Source organism: Streptomyces sp. NPDC097619 (assembly GCF_040302735.1).
GTDB lineage: Bacteria > Actinomycetota > Actinomycetes > Streptomycetales > Streptomycetaceae > Streptomyces.
On record NZ_JBEOSD010000027.1, the window covers coordinates 47,011 to 67,293 of the forward strand.

A 20,283-nucleotide genomic window follows, 5' to 3' on the forward strand; every position below is an offset into this window, starting at 1 on the left:
CCCACGTGGCCGGTCCACGGGGCACGACCGTGCAGGTCTTCCGGCCCGGCGAACACGCGCTGTCCGGCGGTACGGTCGTGTGGCGCGGCACACCCGGCGGCCGCGACGACGCGGCCCTGGTCGAGGTGGTGGACACCGACTGGCGGCCACCGGCCGGCGCGGACGCGCACTGGGGCCGGCTCGTCACCGAGCAGCCCGGACAGCCCTGCGCCACCTGGGGCGTACCGGACGTGGTGCAACGGCCGGGCGCGGCGGTGGAGGCCGCTCAACTGGCCGGGAGGGTGAACCCGGGCAGCGGGTTCGTGGCCAACCGGCACGTGATGGACCTCGACCCGCACCCACCGGTCCGGCCCGCCGACGGGTCCTCGCCGTGGGGCGGGCTGTCGGGGGCCGCCATGTTCTGCGGCCGCCTGCTGACCGGAGTCGTCGCGGCCGACGCGGGCCGCTCCGGGCACGCCGCGCTCTCGGTGGTACCGGCGTACGTGCTGCACCACGACCCGGCCTTCCGGGCCGTCCTGGCCGAACACCGTGCCGGCGCCATGGTGCTCGAAGCCGTGGAGTTCCAGGACCTCGCCGCATCCGAACCGGCCGCGCCGCCCGCCGGCCCGGGCTCGGCGGCGGCGCTGCTCCGGGCGGGCCGCCAGGTCGTCCCCTTCCGGGGCCGCGAGGACCTGCTGGAACGGCTGACCCGCTGGTGCCGGCGGGACGGCTTCGGCAGTTGGCTGCTCCACGGCCCCGCCGGCCAGGGCAAGACCCGCCTGGCCCACCAGCTCGCCGCCACCCTGGCCCCGGACGGCTGGGCGGTCCTGTGGCCCCGCACCGGTGCCGGCCCGGCGGAACTGCGCGCCGTGGGCCGCGCCGCCAAACCCCTGTTGGTGGTCCTGGACTACGCAGAGACCCGCACGGAGCAGCTCACCGCCCTCCTGGAGGCCGCCGCGGAACACGGCGGCGCCACCCCGTTCAAGATCCTGCTGCTGGCCCGGGCGGCGGGGGACTGGTGGACCAGCGCCCAGGCCGCGAGCGGCACCGCCGAGGAACTGCTCGACGGCACACCGCTGGTCGCCCTGCCCGCCCTGGAGGCGGACCCGGCCGCGCGCCCCGAGGCGTACCGGCGGGCGGCGGAGTCCTTCGCGGCCACGCTGCCCGAGGTACGCGACCGGCAGGGCCCCGACTGGGCGGCGCTGGCCGCGTCCCTCCCCGCGCCCGCGGTGGACCGGGCAGGCATGGACAACGCGCTCACCCTCCACATGACGGCCCTGGCCGACCTGTTGGACGCCGCCGAACCCGGCCCGACGGGCCGGCCCGACCCGACCGCCCCACCCGGTCCGGCCACGGACGGGCCGGGAGCCGCGAGCGCGGTCGAGGACCGGCTCCTCCTCCACGAGCGCCGCTACTGGGAGCGGAGCGCCACCGCCCGCGGCCTGCGCCCGGGCCTGAGCACCGCCACCCTGGACACGGCGCTCGCCGCGGCCCTGCTGGTGGGAGCCGCCGGTCCCGACGAGGCCGCCGGGGTCCTGCTCAAGGTCCGCGGGCTCGCCGACCAGCCGCGCGACCGCCGTGACGCCGTCCTGGCCTGGATCGCCGCCCTCTATCCGGCCGTCGACGCCGGCCCCTGGGGCGGCCTGCGCCCCGACCGGCTGACGGAGCGCCTCCTCGGCCGCCGCCTCGAATCCGACCCCGACCTCGCCCACGACCTCGTCCCCGGCCTCACCGAGCGGCAGACGGCCCGACTGCTGGACCTCTACAGCCGGGCGGCCGGGCACACCGTCTTCGCGGGACGGCTCGACGGGCCGTTGACCCGGCTCTGCGTCCGGCACCGCACCGCCCTGGCCACCACGGCGATGGCCGCGGCCACCCGAGTGGAACGCCCCGGACCGCTCGTGGCCGCACTGGAGCGGATCGTCGCCGACCCCCGCACCCCACAAGCGGTCCTCGAACGGCTCGACGAACGGCTCCCGCGCAGTCAGCGGTTGGCCGCGTGGGCCTGCGAGCTCGCCCGACACCTCGTCACCCGCCACCGGGCCCTCCCGCCCACGCCCGAGCTGGTGTGGAGCCTGTGGTCCCTGTCCGGGCGCCTGGCGGCCCTGGACCGGCGGCAGGAGGCCCTGGCCGCCGCCGCGGAGGCCGTCGCGGTCGCGCGCGTCCTGGACGGCCCCGATCCCTCGGCCGACCGCGTTCCCTCGGCCGACCCCGTCCCCCTCATCGCGAGTCTGAACGCCCACGCGGACCGGCTGCGGGACCTCGGCCGCCGCGCCGAGGCCCTCCCCGTGATCACGGAGGCCGTGGCCCTCGCCCGGGGCGCGGGGGAGGCCCGCACCCCGGACCTCGTGGAGAGCCTGAACAACCTCGCCGCCCTGCTCGGCGACCTCGGTCGGCCGGAACCGGCCCTGGCCGCCTCCGAGGAGGCGCTGAGCCTGCGCCGCGGGGCCGTGACGGGGTCACCCCCCGAGATCGACGGGCTCACGCGGAGCCTCCAGGTCCACGCCGAACGCCTGTGGGACCTGGGCCGGAAGGAGGAGGCCATGGAAGCGCTCATCGAGGCCGCCCGGCTGCACGAGGGCCTGCCCGGCGAGGGATCCTCCCGCTCCGGGCCCTCCGCCCCGGCCACCCCCTCCGCCCCGTCCGTCGCCCACGTCACGCTGCTGGGCGAGATGGCGGTCAAGGGTGCCGAAATGGGATGGCTCGCGGGATCCCTGCCGGTGGCCGAACGCGCCGTGCGCCTCAGCCGCGCGATGGCCCGCACCCGCCCCGACGCCCACCTTCCCCAACTGGCCCTGAATCTCGGTAGATTGGCCTGGGTCCTGGAGGACTCGGGGCGGAAGGAAGAAGCCCTGGCCGCCGCCGAGGAGGCCCTCGTCCTCCACCGTGAGCTGGCCGCCCTCCACCCCGAGGCCCACCTGATGGCACTCAACGCGAGCCTGAGCACGGTCGCGGCCCTCCACACCGCCCTGGGACGACCCGAACAGGCCCTCGCCACCACCGAGGAGGCCGTGGCCATCCTCCGCGAACTGACCCGCGCCTACCCCGAGGCCCACCTGCACCACCTCGCGATCCACCTGCGCACCCTGGCCGGCCGGCTGGCCGACGCGGGCCGTACGGAGGAGGCACGGACCACCGCCGAGGAAGCCCTCGACATCGGCCGCACCCTCGCCGCCCGCGACCCGGACACCCACCTCCCCGGCCTCGCGAGCGGCCTCATCGCCGTCACGGTGCGCCGCGAACAGGCGGGCCGACCCGCCGAGGCCCTGGCCGCCATCGAGGAGGCCGTCGCCCTGTACCGCACCCTGGCCGCCACCCGCCCCGCCCACGTCCCCGACCTCGCCCGGGCCCTGTACGCGCTCTCCCGCAAGCTGGAGACACAGGCCCGCTGGGACGAGGCCCTGGCCGCGGTCACCGAGGCGTTCCGACTCCTCCCCGAGCTCGCCCTGTACGAGCGCCGCTGACCCCGCGGGGCCCGACCCCGTCGTGCGAGGCCGGGTGTCATGGTGCCCTCGACAGTCCGCGGACTCACACTGCCCGTACGGTTGACCTCCCTCATCGAAGGCGGCCGTTGGCGCCACCCGGGCGATCCCGCCCTGTCGGAGTGCGTCCCGTGGTTCGAGGACCCGCTCGCGTTCGTGCGGGACCCGGAACAGATGGCCTTCGCCTCCCGTTCGCTCGACCTGTACGCCGACGACCCGCACTCCACCTGCTTCGCCGTCGCGCGCGGAAGCCGGGCCGCGGCGGACCCGCTCGAACTTCCCTGGCTCGACGCCGATCTGGCGGTACTGATCGCCGTCACGCGGAACCCCGGTGACGACGGAGCCCTCGCGCTCGACTACCGGTCCGACCCGTCCGACCCCCGCGTCGTCGGCAGCGACCACTGGTCGGACCCGAACACGTGCCGCCGGCGGATCGTCGCACCCACCTTCACCGCGTTCGCCGCGACCCTGGGCCTCTGACGTCGGACGGTCCCAGGGCACACGGGCCCGTGGGGTGAACGGTCCGGCGCGGCCGCGTCGGACGGCTCGGGGAGGCGGGGGAGCCGGGGGAGCACGGCCGCTCGGAATCACGTCAGGGCCTGCGCGGCGTAGAGGACACCCAGGGCGGAGGCGAGGACGCCGAGGAGGAGGCGCAAGGCCGTCTCGGGAACGCGGGCCTGGAGCCGGGCGCCGAGGTAGCCGCCGATGAGGCCACCGGCTCCGCAGGCCAGGCCGAGCCACCAGTCCGGGGCGATGCTGCCCTCCCGGGCCAGGGACAGCGCGGCGAAGGTCCCCGCGCCGACGACGGACGCGGCGAACGTGGAGGCGAGAGCGGCGGGTGCGACGAGGGCGAGGGGCATGCCGCGGCCGACGAGGAGCGGACCGAGGAGGGACCCACCACCGATTCCGTAGATCCCTCCGACCGCCCCCACGACGACGGCCAGAGCAGTCACCGTCCGCGCGGACGGCTCCCGCACGGGCTTCTCGCGGGCCGCCGCGCGCAGACTCCCCGCGCACAGCCAGAGGCCCAAGGGCAGCAGCAATCCCGCGATCAGGAGACGGAACACCCCCGGCCCGGGCACCAGTATCACCGCTGCGTGCCGGCGCGCGGCCGTCGGCAACACGCCGTTCACGAAGCGGCGGTCCCGGTCGGGGCGTGGGGTCCGCGGGCGGTCCCGTGGATCAGCCGTTGAGGGGGAGGTCGTAGCGCCGCCAGGCCGACCAATTGCCGTCGTGGTCGCGGTTGCGGGCCCAGTACTCGGCCTTCTCGTCGAAGTAGTACACCCGGAAGGTCCAGGGGTCGCTGGTCTCGTAGTCCTTGACGTAGATCTTGCCGGGGGTCTTGCCGCCCATGGAGATCCAGCGCGACCAGACGCCGTCGGAGTCGGACCAACGGGTCCACACCGCGCGGTCGCTGCCCACGACGAACTCCTGCTTCGTGCCGTTGGGGAGCGGGTAGGTGGTCACCCCGTACTCACAGATGTAGACCCCGCCCCCGTGCGAGCAGTAGCTCGCCTGTGCGGGGGTGGCCACCACCGCGACGCTCGCGAGCGCGGCGGCCGCGACCACGGCCGCCTTGAACTTTCCGACCAGCATGACTTCTCCTTCGTGTGCCCCGTCCGCTCGGACGGCGGCGTGGTGCCGGGGACGGGGCGGCGCCCCTGCGGCACCCGAAGTCGACCACGGCGAACGGAACACGGCCCAGGAAGTTCGACCGGCAGAAATGCGCTCGGTCACTTCTGCCGGGTACTCGAACAGCCCACCACCACCGCACCCGTTCCCGGCCACACGCGGCCGTCGACCCGCGGCCCGTACGCGCGGGCCGTTCCTACGGCCCGCTCCAGTGCGCGGCCCAGGCCCGGGACCCCGCGACCTGGTCCGCCAGGGAGCCGCCGTACTCCTGCCAGTCCTCGAACGAACGGGCCTCCGCGCGGGTCAGGACGGCGATCGCCTCACGTGGTGCCCTCGCGAAGGCGGGGACCGTCGCCGCCCACGCGGCGGCCTGCGCGGGCGTATGCCCACCGTCGAGGACCAACCTCAGCCCCCACAGCGCGGCCGTCACCCACGCCGGACCCCGGGCCGCCCACGCCCAGTCGACCAGGTGCGCGCGGTCCTCGGCGTCGATGAGGAAGTTCGCGTACGCGGGATCGCCGTGGACCAGGTGCCGGCCCGTCAGCAGCGCCTCGTCGGCGGGTTCGCAGTACTCCGCCCACCGCTCCCACACCGTCGGCAACCCCACGCCGTCCGGAACCGACACCTCGCTCAGCTCCCGCACCACGGCCGCGCACGGCTCCAGGTGCGGGCTGTCGGAGAGGAAGTGCGCCCAGGGGGTGGCGTAGAGGCCCTCGAAGGCCAACAGGGTCCAGCCGCCCACCGAGGTCCTCCACAACAGCGGCGGGGCGAAGCCCGGCAGGTGCGGGGCGATCAGCGTCTCGGTGTCGAGCTGGAACATCCGCTCATGGCCGTCGGGCAGGCCCTTGAGGAACACGCGCTCGCCGTCGCCGCCCGTGAGCAGGGCGGCGACGGCCGAACTGTCGCCCAGCTCGGTGTCCTCACCGATGGCGGGTCCCCCCACCCGTTCGTCGACCGCCGCGCGCACCGCGGTGGGCAACTCCGCGTACGGGATCCGGTTCGGGTTCACCACGTGGTCACCACGTCACCGCTTCGGTGGCCGCGGCGGCAGCGGCGGCGGCTTCGGGTTCGGCCGGGGCGCCGGCGTCGTGGTCTCCGGCCGGGGCGGGGGTTTGCGTACTTCGGTGGCCATGTCCCGGTACCGTACCGGCGCGGTCGCGCCACGGGACCGGGAACGAGGAATCCGCGCGGGCTCGCCGGCTGTCCACGTCCCCGATCCCGGTTCCCGCGCCGGCGGGGTGCCTGTCGGCCCCGGGGGCTACGCTTCGCCTTCAGTACGAGCGCGGGGGCGGGAGCACATGGCGACGGAGCGGGAAGTGCGGTGGGGGTCGACCCTCGACGGGGTCGTGGTGTACGCCGAAGGGGCGCTGTGCCGTCGACTGGCCACGGGCACCGTGCCACCGGACGGCCGGGTCAGGGTGACGGGGCTGCCGCGCTCCGTCGACCCCGAGTCCGTGCGGGCCAGGGTCCTCGGCGCACCGGCGATCCGCGTCACCGAGGCCCGCGTCGAGACCGTGTCCGAGCCCGCCGCCGAGCTTGCCTCCGAGCCCGTCTCCGAGCCCGCGTCCGCGTCCGACGACCCGGATGTCGGCGGCTCCGCTCCCATGGGTCCCGAGTCCCTCCGGCGCGAGGTGGAGCGGCTGCGCCACGCGCACGCGGCCGCGCAGCGACGCCGGGACCGGCAGCGCGGCCTGATCGAGGAGATCGCCGGCCTGCGCCCGGTGCCCCCGGAGCGCAACCCGGAGGATCCGCACCGCCGTACGCCCGTCGACGCGTGGCTGGAGCTGGCCGAGTTCGTCGACGACCGGCTCGCCGGCCTGCACGCCCGCCTCGTCGCACTGGACGAGGAACTGCGGAGCGCCGCGCACGAACTCGCCGTCGCCTCGGACCGACTGGCCCGCGCCTCCACCGACGCGCCCACGGCTCACGTGGACACCACGGTCTCCGTGCTCCTCGCCTTCGACGGGGTTCCGGAACCGGTGGACGTCCGCGAGCCGGTGGACGTCCGCACCGGGGACGAGGACGCGCACGACGGCGCACGCGGCGCGCACCACGCCACGGGCGACGGTACGGACGGTGCCCCTGGGGTCGAGGTGCGGGTGGAGCTGGAGTACTGCGTGCCCGGCGCGGTGTGGGTGCCGACGTACCGGCTCTCCCACCGGCGGGGCGAAGCCCAGGGCCGGCTCACCCTGCGCGCCGCGATCGCCCAACGCACCGGCGAGGACTGGACGGGCGTGCGCATCGCCCTGGCGACCGCCGATCTGCGGCGCCGGACGGACCTGCCGCGGCTCCGCTCCCTCCGCATCGGCCGTCGGCAGCCCGCTCCCGCCCCGTCGGGCTGGCGCGAGCCGCCGGCCGGGCTCGGCGACCTGTTCGCCGGCTACGACGCGGCCGGTCCGGCCCCCGCCGCTCCGACGGCCGGGCGGCCCAGGCCCCGGCGCTCGCGCCCGTCCGACCACACCACCACGACCGGATCGGCCGTGGCCCCTCCGCCGCCTCCCGCCCCGGCAGCCGTATCCGCTCCCGCCCCTGGGCCCGTCCCGGCCTCCGCTCCCGTCCCGTTGCCGCCCGCGGCCCCGATGCCCCAGGCGTACGGCGCCGCCCCGCAGCCCCTCGCGGCGCCCGGCGGCCCCTCGCGGCCCGCGCCGGCCGGCGCCGCCCCGGGCTCGCCCGACGGCTTCGCCGCACGACCGGGCGGCGAAGCCTTCCGACGCTCCCGCTCCGCCGGCGCCCGGGCCGGAGCCCTCCCGTCCGCCCCCGCCGCCTCCGCCGCTGCCCCGCCTCCGCCCGCACCGCTCCCGGGCCCGCCCCAGCCCAGCGGCGCCGAGCTCGACTACGCCTCCCTCGTCCTGTCCGGACCCGCCGAACAGGGCGCCCACAGGGGCCGGTTGTTCCCCGGCGCGGCCCCCGACCCCGTGGCGGCCGAGCACCGTCGCCTGGCCCGGGCCGTGGCCTCCCTGCCCCTCCCCGGACACGCCGTGCGGCCCCGCGAATCGGCCGGCTCCTTCGACCACCGCTTCGACGCCCCGGCCCGCGCGGACGTCCCGTCCGACGGGACCTGGCACACCGTCACCGTCTCCGAGATCCCCCTCGGCCTGCACGCCGAACACCTCTGCGTACCCTCCGTGGAACAGACGGTCTACGCGACCCTGGTCCTCACCAACGCCACCGACCGGCCCCTGCTGGCGGGCCCCGTGGAGGTCACCGTCGACGACGCGTACCTCCTGACCGCCGCACTGCCCACGCTCGCCCCCGGCGGCGTCCGCCGCATCGGGCTCGGGCCGGACGAGGGCATCCGCGTCACCCGCCGCACACACCTCCAGGAATCGACCGCCGGGCTGCGCAACAACACCACCGTGCTCGCCCACACCGTCCACGTCGAGCTGGCCAACCACCTCCCCCTCCCCGTCACCGTCGAGGTCCGCGAGCGGGTGCCCGTCACCACCGAACCCGACGTCCGCATCGACGAGCGCTCCGACTGGACCACCCCCGAGGAGGACGGCGGACCGGAAGAGCACGCCGAGGGCACCCGCCTCTGGCGGGTGGAACTGCCCGCCGGAGGAACCACCGCCCTCGACGGCGGCTACGAGATCCGCATCCCGACCGGCAAGGCCCTGGTCGGCGGCAACCGCAGGAGCTGACCGCACCATGTCCTCCACCCCGAACCCGATCACCCCGAACCCGATCGCCCAGACCCCGATCGCGCTCCCCGTCACCGCCGTCACCTGCCTGGAGGACCGCGCCCGGATCGAGCGCTCCACCGTCCTCGACCTCGTGCCCGGAGTCCAACGGCTCCGGCTGGGCCCCGTCAGCGCCCTCGCCGTCGACCGCACCCTGCACGCCGAACTCACCGGCACCCACCCCGCCACCGTCCTCGACCTGCGCATCGTCCGCACCTGGACGCCACGCGGCCCCGTCCCCTCCGAGGACGACCCCGTCCTGCGGCAGCGCGCCCACACCCTCCAGGAGGAACGCCTCGACCTCGGACGACGGCGGGACCGCCTCACCACCCGCCTCGACCTCCTCGACCGTCTCGCCGCCGACCTGCTGCGCGAGATCGCCGAAGGCGCCGGCCACGGCGAGACCGGAACGGACCGCTGGGCCGCCGAACTGGACCGGGTGGACGGCGAACGCGACGCCCACGCCGAACGACTGCACACCACCGACACCCGACTGACCGACCTCGACGCCGAACTCGCCGCCCTCCAAAGGGCACTGGACGCCACCCACGAACAACCCGCCGAACTCGTCGGCCACATCGAGCTGACGGTCGACGCCACGGCGGCCGGACCCGCCGAGCTGCGACTGCGCCACATGACCCCCTGCGCGCTGTGGCGCCCGGCCTACCGGGCCGTACTCGACGGAAACTCCCTGACGCTGGAGACCGACGCCATGGTCTGGCAGCGCACCGGCGAGGACTGGTCGGACGTCCGCCTCACCCTCTCGACGGCCCGGTCCGCACGGGCCGCCGAGCCCCCGCGGCTCACGGAGGACCGGCTGACCCTCACGGACCGCACCGCCGCGGAACGCCGCACCCTCGACGTCGAGCTGCGCGAGGAGGAGACCACCGACCTCGGCCCGAAGCCCGTCGTGGGGCTCCCCGGCCTCGACGACGGCGGCGAGGCCCGCGAGCTGACCGCGCCCGCACCCGTCCATGTGCCCGGAGACGGCCGCGCCCACCGCGTGCCCGTCTCCGCCTTCACCACCTCCGCGGAGGCCGAACACGCCTGCGCCCCCGAGCTGTCCCCCCTGGTCACCCAGGTGGTCCGGTTCGACAACCACGCGGGCCACGCCCTGCTCGCCGGGCCGGTGGACCTGGTCCGGGGCAGCGGGTTCAGCGGCCGCGGCACGCTCGACTTCACCGCGCCCGGCGCACCGACGGAGCTCGCCTTCGGCAGCAGCGACGACTGGCGGGTCACCCGCCGCACGGAGGAGTCCCGCGACACCACCGGCCTCACCCAACGGACCGTGATCACGCGAACCGTGCGGCTGCACGTCTCCCGCTTCTCCGCCCCCGCGGAGCAGGGCGGGCAGGGTGCCGGATGGAACGGCGGGCAGGGGCACGGGCAGGCTGCCGGGCGGACCACCGCACCGCCGGACGTCGTCCTGCGCGAGCGCATCCCGGTGGCGGAGGTCGCCGCCGTCGACGTGCGCCTGCTCACCGGCTCCTGCTCACCGGCCCCCGACGCGGTGGACGCCGACGGCATCGTCCGATGGGACCTCTCCGTCCCGCCCGGTGGCCGCCGCACGGTCACCCTCGTCTACGAGCTCTCCGCGAAGGCGAAGGTCGCCGGCCTCTGACCGTTCCGGGCTCGGGCGGGGTCCGGAGCCCGAGAGGGGAATCAGCGATTCCGGGTTGACGTCACCCACGCCGCGCGCGCCACGAGCGTGTACGGTCAGGACCCGGAATCGGAACGGAACGTGACGGGTCGTCAAGCCGGGTGTGCCTCCGCCCCGTGTCCGGCGACCGACCGGTGACGTCCCCCGCAGACGCCGCAATGCCACCGTCATGCCCCGCAACGCCACCGGACCGCCGCTGGACCGCCGGTGGAACAGGAGCCCGCCGATGCGCCTCTACGCCCGCACCCGCGCCCGCCGCCTCCGGCAGGTGACCGCCGACGCCATCGCCCTGGCCCTGATCGCCGTCGCGGTGTGGATCGCCCTGGCCCTCCGTGACACCATCCTGGAACTCGCCGAGCCGGGCCGGAAGGTCGAGGACGCCGGCGGCAGCCTGTCCTCCGGACTGGAGAACGCCGGCGAAGCCGCCTCGAACGTCCCGCTGATCGGCGGCGTACTGAAGAAGCCCCTCCAGTCAGCCGCCGAGGCCGGCGGGGGACTCGCGGACGCCGGCCAATCGATGCAGGACGTGGTGGGGCGCGTCGCGAACATCGCGGCGTTCGCGCTGATCTTCTTCTCCGTGTGCCTCGTGCTGGCCCTGTGGCTGCCCCCGCGGCTGCGCTGGATCCGCCGCAGCGCCCGGGTCCGCGCCCTGGCCGACGCCCCCGGCGGCGCCGATCTGCTGGCCCTCCGCGCCCTCACCGGCCCGGTGAAGGACCTGGTCGGGATCCCGACGCCCCCCGGAGGACTGGCGGACGCGTGGCGGCGCGGGGACGAGACGGCGATCCGCGACCTCGCCCACATCACGCTCCGCCGCGCCGGACTGGGCTGACGGCCCCGAGAGCCCTACCGTCCCGAGCCCGATCGTCCCGAGCCTGACCCGCCCGAGCCCGACGGCCCCGAGCCGAGGCCCGGGGCTCGGAGCCCGGGTTCCGTGCTCGGGGCCGCGCGGCCCGCGACCTCGGGCCGTGTGCAGCCTCAGGCCGTGTGCAGCCTCAGACCGTAGCGGGCGAGGATCTCGTTGACGGGCTGGAACCAGGTCTGACCGCCGGAGGAGCAGTTGCCCCAGCCCCCGGAGGTCACCCCCTGGGCCTGGTCGCCGCTGATGAACGCGCCACCGGAGTCACCGCCCTCCGCGCACACGCTCGTCTTCGTCATCTGGTACACGGCGCCCTGGCTGTAGTTCACGGTCTCGTTCTTCGCGAGGACCGACCCGCAGTGCCAGCGCGTGGTGGAACCCGAGCGACAGACGGACGCCCCCACCGGAGCCTCCGCGGAACCGCGCACCAACCGGTCGGGGACCGTACCCCAGCCGAGCACCACCGGGACCGTCCACCAACCGCTGTGGATGCTCACGTACGCGTAGTCGTCCCCGGGGAACGACGAGCCCTGGAAGGTGCCCATCGCGGACTGGTCCCAGCCGCGCACCGCCGCGCCCGCCCGGCCGCAGTGACCGGCGGTCACGAAGCCGCCGTGCACGGAGAACCCGATCGAGCAGCGGACGTTCCCGGTGTAGTACGGATCGCCGCCGACGGTTCCGGCCGCATAGGTGCGCGGCGCGCCGGCGGTCTCTGCCGTGGTCACGGGCCCGGTACGACGCGCCTCGTCGAGGAACGCGCGCACGGCGGGGGAGTGCCGCTCGGCCCGGACGACGGTGACGACGATGCCGTTCCGCCGGGGGTCGACGTGCCACCCGGCGACGCCCGCGGGAGCGGAACGCCCGTCGAGCCGGGCCTTCATCCGGTCCAGCGCGGCGGCGGAGTGTCGGACGAGCCGGGTGTCCGCACCCAGCGCGCGCACCCGCCCCTCGGCGGAGCGGTCGGTGACGGCGACGACCAGGCGCCCCGTGCCCGGTTCGAACCATGAACCGCCGTAGGCGGCGCCCGCGGTCCCCCGCGCGGTCGTCTCGACGGCGGTGGCGGCCTTCTCGGCGCGCAGCCGTTCCGCCGCCTCGTCGGCGGTCAGCCCGAGATCGCGCCGCAGGGCGTCGAGCAGTCCGTCGGAGACGGTGGGCGCGGCAGGGCGCGGCTCGGGCACGGGCGCGGCGTGCGCCACGCCGACCGAGCCGAGTCCGAGGACCAGCAGCACTGCGGCGGCGGCTGAGCGGAAGGACTTGGTGCGTTTCACGAGACCTCCTGTGGTGGGGCACAGAGTTCCTGAGAGCGCTCTCAAAGGGGCGCGTGGGCACGCTAGCCCGATTGGCTTGACAGGTCCATACCAAAATCAGGCCGGCCGCACCGGCTCGAACCGGACCGGCCCGGGAGCGAGCACCGGAGCCGCGCAGCTCCGGGAACGAGCGTCGAGGGCCCGGCCGGTCGGGCGACCCGATAAAAATCTCCACGGCCCACGGTCGGAATCCGGATACGCTTTCGCAGCCGGCCGCTCGCCGGCCATCGGCAAGGCCCCGGACCGGGGCGAACCTGGGGGACCCCACCACATGACCATCACCAAGACCGCGGCCCCGGCAGCACCGTCATCCGACCGGGCGCCGGTCACCCTCGGCGCGCTGTTCAGCGACGAGGCGTCGGCCGTGACGCGCGCCGTTCCCGGCGCGGCCCGGCACCTCCCGCGCCCCCTGGACACGCTGACCTGGCAGGAACCCCCGGCCGCGCAGGACACCGACGACACGGGCCGGCCGGGCGACTTCGACCCCGTCAGCTGACCGACCCCGCGGCCCTACCCGGCTGTCGGCGGGCGCCGCCGGGCACATCGCGTGCCCGAGACCGAATCGCGGCGCGACCGGCGACAGCGGGGCCACCTCGGCGGTTCCGACCGGAACGCGTGTCGTGCCCTGATCCGGGCCTGGGCCCCTTCAGTCGGCCCCGGGACGCGCCTCGTCCGCCACGGGCACGCATTCGGTGAGGAGGTCGACGACATCGCGCCACGCTCGTTCGGCGTGCACGGGGTGGTGGCCGACGCCGGGGCGCGTGATGTGGTCCACCGGCGGGTGGTGGAAGGCGTGCAGGGCGCCGCCGTAGACCGTGAGGCGCCAATCGACGCCCGCGGCCCGCATCTCGGAGGCGAACGCCTCGCGCTGCGCGGGCGGCATGATCGGATCCTCCGACCCGACCCCTGCCCACACCGGGCAGCGGATGCGGCTCGCCTCGCCCGGTCGGCCCGTGGTGAGGGCGTTGACGGTCGCGATCGCGCGCAAGTCGGCTCCGTCGCGCCCGAGCTCCAACGCGATCGCACCTCCGGTCCCGTAGCCGACGGCGGCCGTCCGCTCCGGGTCCGCCCGCGGCTCGGCGTGGAGCACGTCGAGCGCCGCACGGCCGATGCCACGCATCCGGTCGGGATCGCCGAGCAGCGGCATGCAGCGGGCCAGCATCTCCTCGGGGTCGTCCAGGTAGCGACCTCCGTGCAGGTCGAAGGCCAGCGCCACGTAGCCCAGTTCGGCCAGGGCCTCGGCCCGGTGCCGTTCGACATCGCTGAGCCCCACGCCCTCGGGCCCGACCAGTACCGCGGGGCGGCGGTCGACACCGGCCGGGAGCGCCAGGTGCCCGAGCATCGTCAGTCCGTCGGCGGCGTAGGCGATCGTGCGCGTCGTCACCCCCGCCCCTGCCGATTCCGCCGTTCCCGTCGTCTCCGTCAATTCCGTCGCGTCCGTTGTCTCCTTCGTCATGAACCGGACCGTAGTGATCGTCGAGACCGGTCGGGCTCCGTTCCGCTGCCGGCGGAAGGCAGGATCCGCGCGATCGGGACGGGACCACCGGCTGCGCCCTGTGCCCCGGTTGTGTCCCGGGCCGCCCACAGCACCGGTCCGCACGGGCGGCGATCGCCGAACCGGGTTCGGTCGGACCGGTCCCGGGCGCTCCCCTCCGGCGATACCGTGGTGGAGCCCGCCAGTCACGCGCCCTGGAGCCCCGATGAGCGACCAACCGGCCCCCGCCGACACCGCCCGGCACCACCTGGAGCCCGCGGCCGCCGACGCGATCCGCGCGTACGCCGCCCGAACCCGCGAGAACGCCGACCAGCTGGCCGCCGTCCTGGAGGACATCGCCGCCAACGGCCTGCCGGCGGTGGAGCAGTGCACGCCGTGGGAGGAACTGCGCGAGGCCCACCTCGCACGGCTCGCGGCCCAGCGGCCGGCCGTCGCCTGATGGCCCCGCAGCACCATCCGCGCCGCGCCCGCATCGCCTTCTCCGACGCCGCCGCCAAACAACTGGAGAACATCACCGACGAGGCGGAGATCCACGCCTTGGACCGCGCCTTGGTCGTCGTCTCCGTCGACCCCGACATCGGCGAGGCCCTGCCGGGCGACGGTGCTGGTCCCCAACTGCGCCAATACACCGATGACTTCGAACACGTGCGACTCCTGTACTGGGTCACGGCCCTGCGCACCGTGGTCGTCGTCGCCTACATCGAGGTCTGAGCCGCGAGGGGCGGGTGGAACACCTGCTCCGGGCACCGGAGGTCGCCCGGCACGACACCTCCTGCGCCGTGGGCACGGGTGTGCGGTCGTCGTGGGCGGGATGGGAGATTGCTCCTGCGGGTAGGCTGGTGGTAGCCGTTGGCGTGACCCGTGCTGCCGCATCCCCCCTTGAGCGTGGTGGGGTGCTTCAGGTTCGGACCTCCTCAATCTGCGCGGCCGTCGACCGGTCGCGTGCTTCCTTCCCGTTCGCGGAAGGGGAGGGGCCCCACTTTCTCCTTTGCCGGGACGGCCTTCATGACCTGTCACCTCCCCGACCCCGCCTGCGCGGACACGCGTGAACCGCGTGTTCCCGCCATGTCGTCGGCTTCAGGGCCCGTCCTGCCGGAGAGCACGCCGGGCCGGTCGCACATCGCGCTGGCGGGTGAGTTCGACATCGACTCCGCCCCCTGCCTCGACGACGTGTGGGAGACCGCGGGCGACGGGGTCCGGGTGGTGGACGTCTCCGGGGTGGCCTTCGCAGACGCCTCGTTCCTGAACTTCCTCCTGACCGTCCGCGGCAGGCTGGTGCTGGCGGGCCCGCTCCCGGAACAGTTGGCCCGACTGTTCCACCTGACCGGCACCACGACCCTGTTCACCTACACGGCCGATACGACGGTGCCGGCCGGACCGGGTGCCGCCGCGGGCCGGGTCCGCTCCGGTACCGCCGCCGAGGCCGATCCGGGTGTGCCCGCCACCACGACCGCCGGGCTGTGAACGAGCCGGGGAGGGGCGACCATTCCGGGGTCGCGCACCCGGCGAGCCCGTACGCGGCGACCCCGTACCCGCTGATCCCGTGAGCGATCCGATCGACGGCTTCGGTGAGGGCCTGCTCGTGCTGCACGCCACCTTCCCCGGCGCCTACGTGGTCACGTTGCGCGGCGTGGCGGACTGGAACATGCCCGAAAGCCTCCTGCGGGACCACTTCACCCGTGCCGCCGACACCGGCCTGCGCCTCGTCGTGGACCTGGGCGCGCTCGAGTACGGCAGCGAGGAACTCCTCGGTCTGCTCCTCGACGCCCGTCGGGCCGGTGGCCTCGAACTCGTCGGCCCGCTCGGCGACTCGTTCCGAGGCCGCCTCGACCGCGCGGGCGTCACCGCCTGGTTCACCATCCACCCCACCCTGACCGCCGCCCTCCACCCCTGACCGGGCCAGGCGTCTGACCGGTTGCCGAGGAGGCGCCCAGGTGTCGTGGAACCGACCGCCACATCACGGGGGCGATCCGGGGGTTCGACGGCACCGGGCAGGGAACCTTGGGCGGCCGCGCGAAGCTCGGCACCGGCCGGCAGGTCCACGGCGGCGGCCTCCACCGGCGAACGGAGCGGCATGACGCCGTACGTGGGCCCCGCCGCGCTTGAGGGCGCTCCGTGAGGGGAAGAGTGCCTCGCGTCGGGCAGTCGGACGTCGGGGAGGACGGTCGGCACGTGCTCACCTGGATCGCGTCACTGATACTTCACCTGATCATCGTGGGCTCGGTCGCCGGCTGTGCCGCCGCGTTGGTCGAGCGGATGGGCTACGGCGAGCGGAGCATTCGGCCGGGTCACGGGAACGAGCGTGTGGAGACCGTGGTCAGGGCGGTCGCGGCGGTGACGGGTCTCGCCGGGTTCTTCCTCCTGAAGATGTCCGACGCCGCACCCGTCCGACACCTGGTGGGGCCCGTCCGGTCCGAGAACCAGCTGGAGTTCGCGGGCATTGCGGTGGCGGTGCCGCTCCTCATCGGATTCATCACGGCCGCCTACTACATCAGGTCCACAGGCGTGACGACCGACCGTGCGATCCGTCTCTTCGTCCTGGTCGGCACCGCCGTGACGGCGTGCCTGGTGGACGTGTACGTCAACGCCTGGTTCCTCGCCGGCTTCCGCAGGAGCCAGCACCTGGTGCCCGACCTCGCGGTCGTCGCGGGGGTGGGGATCCACACGATCCTGGGGTACGACTCCGCCGGACGCCCCGATCCCGTGCCCTGACCGTGGCGGAGGAACGGGTCCAGCCGCCACGTGCCGGCCGTCACCCCGTGGGGGTCACGGTCGGCGATACCGCCCGCGCGGGCCGGAGCGCGCCGGTACGGTCCCCGGTGGGACGCGCCCCGCGACGGGGTTCGCAGGCCGAAGGAGCGGTGTGGGTGCGGGAGTTACCGGGACTGGTGATCGGGACGGTGGCGGGCCTCGCCCTCGTGGTGCTGGGCTCCTTGATCGGGATGTACGACTACGCTCCGACGGGCGGCCCGGTGTGGGACGGGTGGGGTCTGTGGCTGGAGTGGTTCGGTCATGTGGCGGTGGGGCCCGCGCTCGTCATGGCCGGGGTGGGCGTGCTGCTGCGGAGCCTGATCCGCATGGCCTCACCCCCTTCACCCCCCTCCGCTTCCTCACCCCCTTGCGCCGAACGACGTTGACGCCCGCTCAGCCGTAGGTGAGGACGTAGGCGCGCAGGCCGGGGGTGAAGCGGAGTTCGAGGCCGGTTCGGCGTGCGGTGTCGTCGTCGGTGAGGCGGTAGAGGGTGGGCGTGCCGTGCACGGTGATCGTCCCGGTGGGGCGGCCGTCGGTGAGGACGGTCACCGTGCCCTCGCCGGCGAGGACCAGGTTGGCGTTCTTGGCGCGGTAGGTGAGGGCCAGGCGGGCGTCGGCGCCGGCGGTGAACTCCTCGTAGCCGGCGGTCCAGGTCCCGGCCAGGGCGATGCCGTTCAGGGGCACTCCGCCCTTCGGGAAGGCGTAGGTGGTGGGCCGGTCCTTGGCGAGTTCGGGGGTGCCCGCGTAGCCGCTGACGCGGCCGGTGCCGAGGTAGGTCTCGGGGGTGCGGTCCGCGGTGAGGTCGTCGTCGGCCTGGTCGGTGGCGGCGGGCAGGGCCACGGTGGGGTCCGCCTGTCGCAGGAGCTCGCGGATGAGGGATTCGGTCTGCGCGTAGCGGCCCTCGCCGAAGGTGAAGTAGCGGACGGTGCCCTGGGCGTCGACGAGGTACTTGGCCGGCCAGAAGCGGTTGCGGTAGTTGGTCCAGGTGTCGAGGTCGTTGTCGAGGGCGACGGGGTACGCGACGCCGAGCTTGCGGGTCTGGTCGGCGACGTTGCGCGGGTTCTTCTCGAAGGCGAACTCGGGGGAGTGGACGCCGATGACCGTCAGGCCCTTGTCGCGGTAGGCCCGGTCCCAGGCCTCGATGTGGGGCAGGCTGCGTTGGCAGTTGATGCAGGAGTACGTCCAGAAGTCGATCAGGACGACACGGCCGCGGAGAGCGGTCAGGTCCACCGGTGCCCCGCCGGGGGTGTTGAGCCAGGTGGAGATGCCCGCCAGGGGCGGGGCGGTTCCGCAGGAGCGGAGTTCGTCGACCCCGTCCTCGCAGCGGGCGAGGTCCTTGTTGGAGTCGTCGTAGAGGCCGGACAGCTTCTGCCGGGCGGTGTCGTTGTCCTCGACCTGCTTCTGTGCGGCCGCGGTGTAGTCGGGCAGGGCCCGCTGCAGCGCCGTGGTCACGTCGAAGGCGAGGGCGAACGCGAGGGCGATCATGAGGAGTCCCGCGGCGATGCGCAGTCCCCTGGCGCGGGTGCGGAACGCGGCGACGCGTTCGGCGACCCGTCGGCCCGCCAGGGCGAAGACGAGCAGGGGGATCGCGGTGCCGACGGCGAAGGCGAGGGTCAGGGCGACGATGTCGGCGTCGATCTCGCCGCGGGCTCCGGCGACGGTGATCGCGGCGAGGACCGGGCCCGCGCACGGGACGTAGAGCAGGCCGAGCCCCAGGCCGAGGACGAAGGCGCTGCCCTCCTTGTTCACCTGGCGCTGCGGGATCCGGGCGAAGGGCTTCTCCAGCAGCCGCTCCACGGCCGGGAAGATCAGGCCGAGGCCGATGAGGACGAGGAGGGCGAGCCCGATGTAGCGCAGGAGGTCCTCGGGGAGCCCCAGGGCGGAGATGAGCGTGACGCCGAGGAGCGTGAAGAAGCTGAAGCTGAGCACCAGTCCGGCGACCACGGCATACGGACGTCGGCTCCGGGCCGGTGCGGCGGGTGGGGCGTCCGTGAGGACCGTTCCGGACGCAGGGGTGTCCTGCGGGGCGGTCGGCCGGGTGGTGGCCGGTGGGGGTGGTGTGGTGCCGGGGCCGCCGGCGAGGAAGACGACGGGGAGCACGGGCAGGATGCACGGGGAGACCGCGGTGATCAGGCCGCCGAGGAGTCCGATGAGGACGAGGGTGAGCATGGCGACCGCCTCTGCCGGTGGGCCGGGCGACCCGGAGAAGAGGGTCGGAGCGGGATGATCCCGTCACCGGACATTCGGATCCGTGAGGGGCGGCGGATGGGCGGGGCGCCGGATCCGTCGGGCGACCGGATGTCCCGCTGTGGCGTCGTGCGCGGGCCCGGAGCATTCCGGTCGGGCACCCGGACGGTGCGAGGCGAGGCCCGGACGGAGAGGTCGTGTGGGCCGGCCGGGTGGTCCGGGGACGATGGGCCAATCCACCGCCACCGTCGCCGCGAAGCCGTGGTGGACCCGCGGGCCGTCCGGGCCGGGGCCGCTCGATCCTGGAGCCTTCATGCGTCACCGTCGTACGACCGCCGTCTCCGCCGCCGTCCTCGCCGCCCTGTGCGCGGCGCCGGCCCTGGCGGCCTCCGACCCGGCCGGTCCGGCCCCGCGTCCCCTCCCCGCGCACGACCGCCCTTCCCTGCACGCGATCGGACTGACCGGCGACCAGCGCCTGGTGGAGTTCGATGTCGACCGGCCCTCCAAGGCGTGGTCGCTGGGGAAGGTCTCCGGCCTGTCCGGTGACACCAAGCTGGTCGGCATCGACTTCCGCGTCCAGAACGAGAAGCTGTACGGCGTCGGCGACAAGGGGGGCGTCTACACCCTGAGCACCCGGAACGCGAAGGCGGTGAAGGTGTCGCAGCTGACCGTGGCCCTGGCCGGGCGCGACTTCGGCGTCGACTTCAACCCGGCGGCCAACCGGCTGCGGGTCGTCTCCGACACCGGCCAGAACCTGCGCCACAACATCGACGACCCCGCCGCGCCGCTGACGACGACCGTGGACGGGCCGCTCACGAACCCCACCACCCCGCCGTCCACGGCGATGGGCGTGACCGGCGCCGCCTACACCAACAACGACCTCGACGCGGCGACCGCGACCTCGCTGTTCGACCTGGACACGATGGCCGACCGCGTCTCCCTCCAGTCCCCGGCGAACGCGGGCACCCTGGCCCCCACCGGTGCCCTCGGCGTGAACGCCGCCCCGGACGCGGGCTTCGACATCTACTACGACCCGGCCAAGGGCACGAACCACGGCTTCGCCACCCTCGCGACCACCGGCGCCCCCCGCCTGTACGCCGTCGACGTCCTCACCGGCAAGGCGAAGGACAAGGGTGGCTTCCCCACCCGCTACCGCGTCACGGACCTCGCCCTGTCAAGACCAGCGGTACTCAGCCCGTCGAGCACGATAGCAAGGTTCGAGGTTCCAGCCACCCAGTCCTCATTGGGGGCGAC

At 74.7% G+C, this 20,283-nt stretch carries 18 protein-coding genes and 1 pseudogene; 13 read left to right on the forward strand and 6 right to left on the reverse strand.

Annotated features, from left to right (window positions below; all coding sequences use genetic code 11):
• Positions 1-5: 5 nt before the first annotated feature.
• Together ABTZ17_RS10660 and ABTZ17_RS10665 are read left to right on the forward strand one after the other, a co-directional pair.
• A complete protein-coding gene (locus tag ABTZ17_RS10660) occupies positions 6-3,443 on the forward strand; it encodes a tetratricopeptide repeat protein (RefSeq protein WP_352195190.1) in 3,438 nt (1,145 codons plus the stop codon).
• A gap of 39 nt (positions 3,444-3,482) precedes the next feature.
• The gene (locus ABTZ17_RS10665) at positions 3,483-3,941 is read left to right on the forward strand and encodes a hypothetical protein (protein WP_352195191.1); all 459 of its coding nucleotides are present in this window, start codon (positions 3,483-3,485) and stop codon (positions 3,939-3,941) included.
• 107 nt (positions 3,942-4,048) lie between these two features.
• Here ABTZ17_RS10665 and ABTZ17_RS10670 read toward each other — a convergent pair.
• The 3 genes and pseudogenes from ABTZ17_RS10670 to ABTZ17_RS10680 all read right to left on the reverse strand — a co-directional run.
• Positions 4,049-4,552: pseudogene (locus ABTZ17_RS10670) on the reverse strand (TSUP family transporter); the annotation flags it as partial.
• Positions 4,553-4,643: 91 nt separating this feature from the next.
• The gene (locus tag ABTZ17_RS10675; protein WP_352195192.1) at positions 4,644-5,057 is read right to left on the reverse strand and encodes a hypothetical protein; all 414 of its coding nucleotides are present in this window, start codon (positions 5,055-5,057) and stop codon (positions 4,644-4,646) included.
• Between the two features lie 232 nt (positions 5,058-5,289).
• Complete coding sequence (locus ABTZ17_RS10680; RefSeq protein ID WP_352195193.1) at positions 5,290-6,105, reverse strand: phosphotransferase family protein; 816 nt, start codon at positions 6,103-6,105, stop codon at positions 5,290-5,292.
• Positions 6,106-6,391: 286 nt separating this feature from the next.
• Between ABTZ17_RS10680 and ABTZ17_RS10685 the strand changes: the two genes are divergently transcribed.
• The 3 genes from ABTZ17_RS10685 to ABTZ17_RS10695 all read left to right on the forward strand — a co-directional run bounded on the left by ABTZ17_RS10685 (position 6,392) and on the right by ABTZ17_RS10695 (position 11,262).
• Complete coding sequence (locus ABTZ17_RS10685; RefSeq protein WP_352195194.1) at positions 6,392-8,734, forward strand: DUF4139 domain-containing protein; 2,343 nt, start codon at positions 6,392-6,394, stop codon at positions 8,732-8,734.
• A 7-nt stretch (positions 8,735-8,741) separates the two neighbouring features.
• Positions 8,742-10,394, forward strand: a complete 1,653-nt coding sequence (locus tag ABTZ17_RS10690; protein ID WP_352195195.1) for a mucoidy inhibitor MuiA family protein — start codon at positions 8,742-8,744, stop codon at positions 10,392-10,394.
• A 208-nt stretch (positions 10,395-10,602) separates the two neighbouring features.
• A complete protein-coding gene (locus ABTZ17_RS10695; protein ID WP_352195196.1) occupies positions 10,603-11,262 on the forward strand; it encodes a hypothetical protein in 660 nt (219 codons plus the stop codon).
• Positions 11,263-11,408: 146 nt separating this feature from the next.
• On the opposite strand, the gene ABTZ17_RS10700 is transcribed toward ABTZ17_RS10695, so the two are convergent.
• Positions 11,409-12,557 carry a trypsin-like serine protease gene (locus ABTZ17_RS10700; protein ID WP_352195197.1) on the reverse strand — a complete coding sequence of 383 codons (1,149 nt, stop codon included), beginning with the start codon at positions 12,555-12,557 and terminating at the stop codon, positions 11,409-11,411.
• Positions 12,558-12,867: 310 nt separating this feature from the next.
• On the opposite strand from ABTZ17_RS10700, the gene ABTZ17_RS10705 reads away from it, so the two are divergent.
• Positions 12,868-13,092, forward strand: a complete 225-nt coding sequence (locus ABTZ17_RS10705; protein WP_352195198.1) for a hypothetical protein — start codon at positions 12,868-12,870, stop codon at positions 13,090-13,092.
• Positions 13,093-13,242: 150 nt separating this feature from the next.
• Here ABTZ17_RS10705 and ABTZ17_RS10710 read toward each other — a convergent pair whose 3' ends face one another.
• Entirely contained in the window at positions 13,243-13,938 is a 696-nt protein-coding gene (locus ABTZ17_RS10710; protein ID WP_352195209.1) for a dienelactone hydrolase family protein, read from the reverse strand.
• Between the two features lie 358 nt (positions 13,939-14,296).
• Here ABTZ17_RS10710 and ABTZ17_RS10715 point away from each other — a divergent pair, with 358 nt between their 5' ends.
• The 6 genes from ABTZ17_RS10715 to ABTZ17_RS10740 all read left to right on the forward strand — a co-directional run bounded on the left by ABTZ17_RS10715 (position 14,297) and on the right by ABTZ17_RS10740 (position 17,228).
• On the forward strand, positions 14,297-14,530 hold the full coding sequence (locus tag ABTZ17_RS10715; RefSeq protein ID WP_352195199.1) for a hypothetical protein: 234 nt from the start codon (positions 14,297-14,299) through the stop codon (positions 14,528-14,530).
• Complete coding sequence (locus tag ABTZ17_RS10720) at positions 14,530-14,802, forward strand: hypothetical protein (protein ID WP_352195200.1); 273 nt, start codon at positions 14,530-14,532, stop codon at positions 14,800-14,802. The genes ABTZ17_RS10715 and ABTZ17_RS10720 overlap by 1 nt, the downstream gene beginning before the upstream one ends.
• A gap of 354 nt (positions 14,803-15,156) precedes the next feature.
• Positions 15,157-15,555 carry an STAS domain-containing protein gene (locus tag ABTZ17_RS10725; protein ID WP_352195201.1) on the forward strand — a complete coding sequence of 133 codons (399 nt, stop codon included), beginning with the start codon at positions 15,157-15,159 and terminating at the stop codon, positions 15,553-15,555.
• Between the two features lie 79 nt (positions 15,556-15,634).
• Positions 15,635-15,985, forward strand: a complete 351-nt coding sequence (locus ABTZ17_RS10730; RefSeq protein WP_352195202.1) for a hypothetical protein — start codon at positions 15,635-15,637, stop codon at positions 15,983-15,985.
• Between the two features lie 278 nt (positions 15,986-16,263).
• Complete coding sequence (locus tag ABTZ17_RS10735) at positions 16,264-16,803, forward strand: hypothetical protein (RefSeq protein ID WP_352195203.1); 540 nt, start codon at positions 16,264-16,266, stop codon at positions 16,801-16,803.
• Between the two features lie 155 nt (positions 16,804-16,958).
• Positions 16,959-17,228 (forward strand): hypothetical protein, encoded by a 270-nt coding sequence (locus ABTZ17_RS10740; protein ID WP_352195204.1) that lies wholly within the window; start codon positions 16,959-16,961, stop codon positions 17,226-17,228.
• Positions 17,229-17,235: 7 nt separating this feature from the next.
• On the opposite strand, the gene ABTZ17_RS10745 is transcribed toward ABTZ17_RS10740, so the two are convergent.
• Entirely contained in the window at positions 17,236-19,011 is a 1,776-nt protein-coding gene (locus ABTZ17_RS10745; RefSeq protein WP_352195205.1) for a cytochrome c biogenesis protein DipZ, read from the reverse strand.
• A gap of 331 nt (positions 19,012-19,342) precedes the next feature.
• Between ABTZ17_RS10745 and ABTZ17_RS10750 the strand changes: the two genes are divergently transcribed.
• Positions 19,343-20,283 (forward strand): DUF4394 domain-containing protein (locus ABTZ17_RS10750; RefSeq protein ID WP_352195206.1); only part of this gene is annotated, 941 nt, incomplete at its 3' end.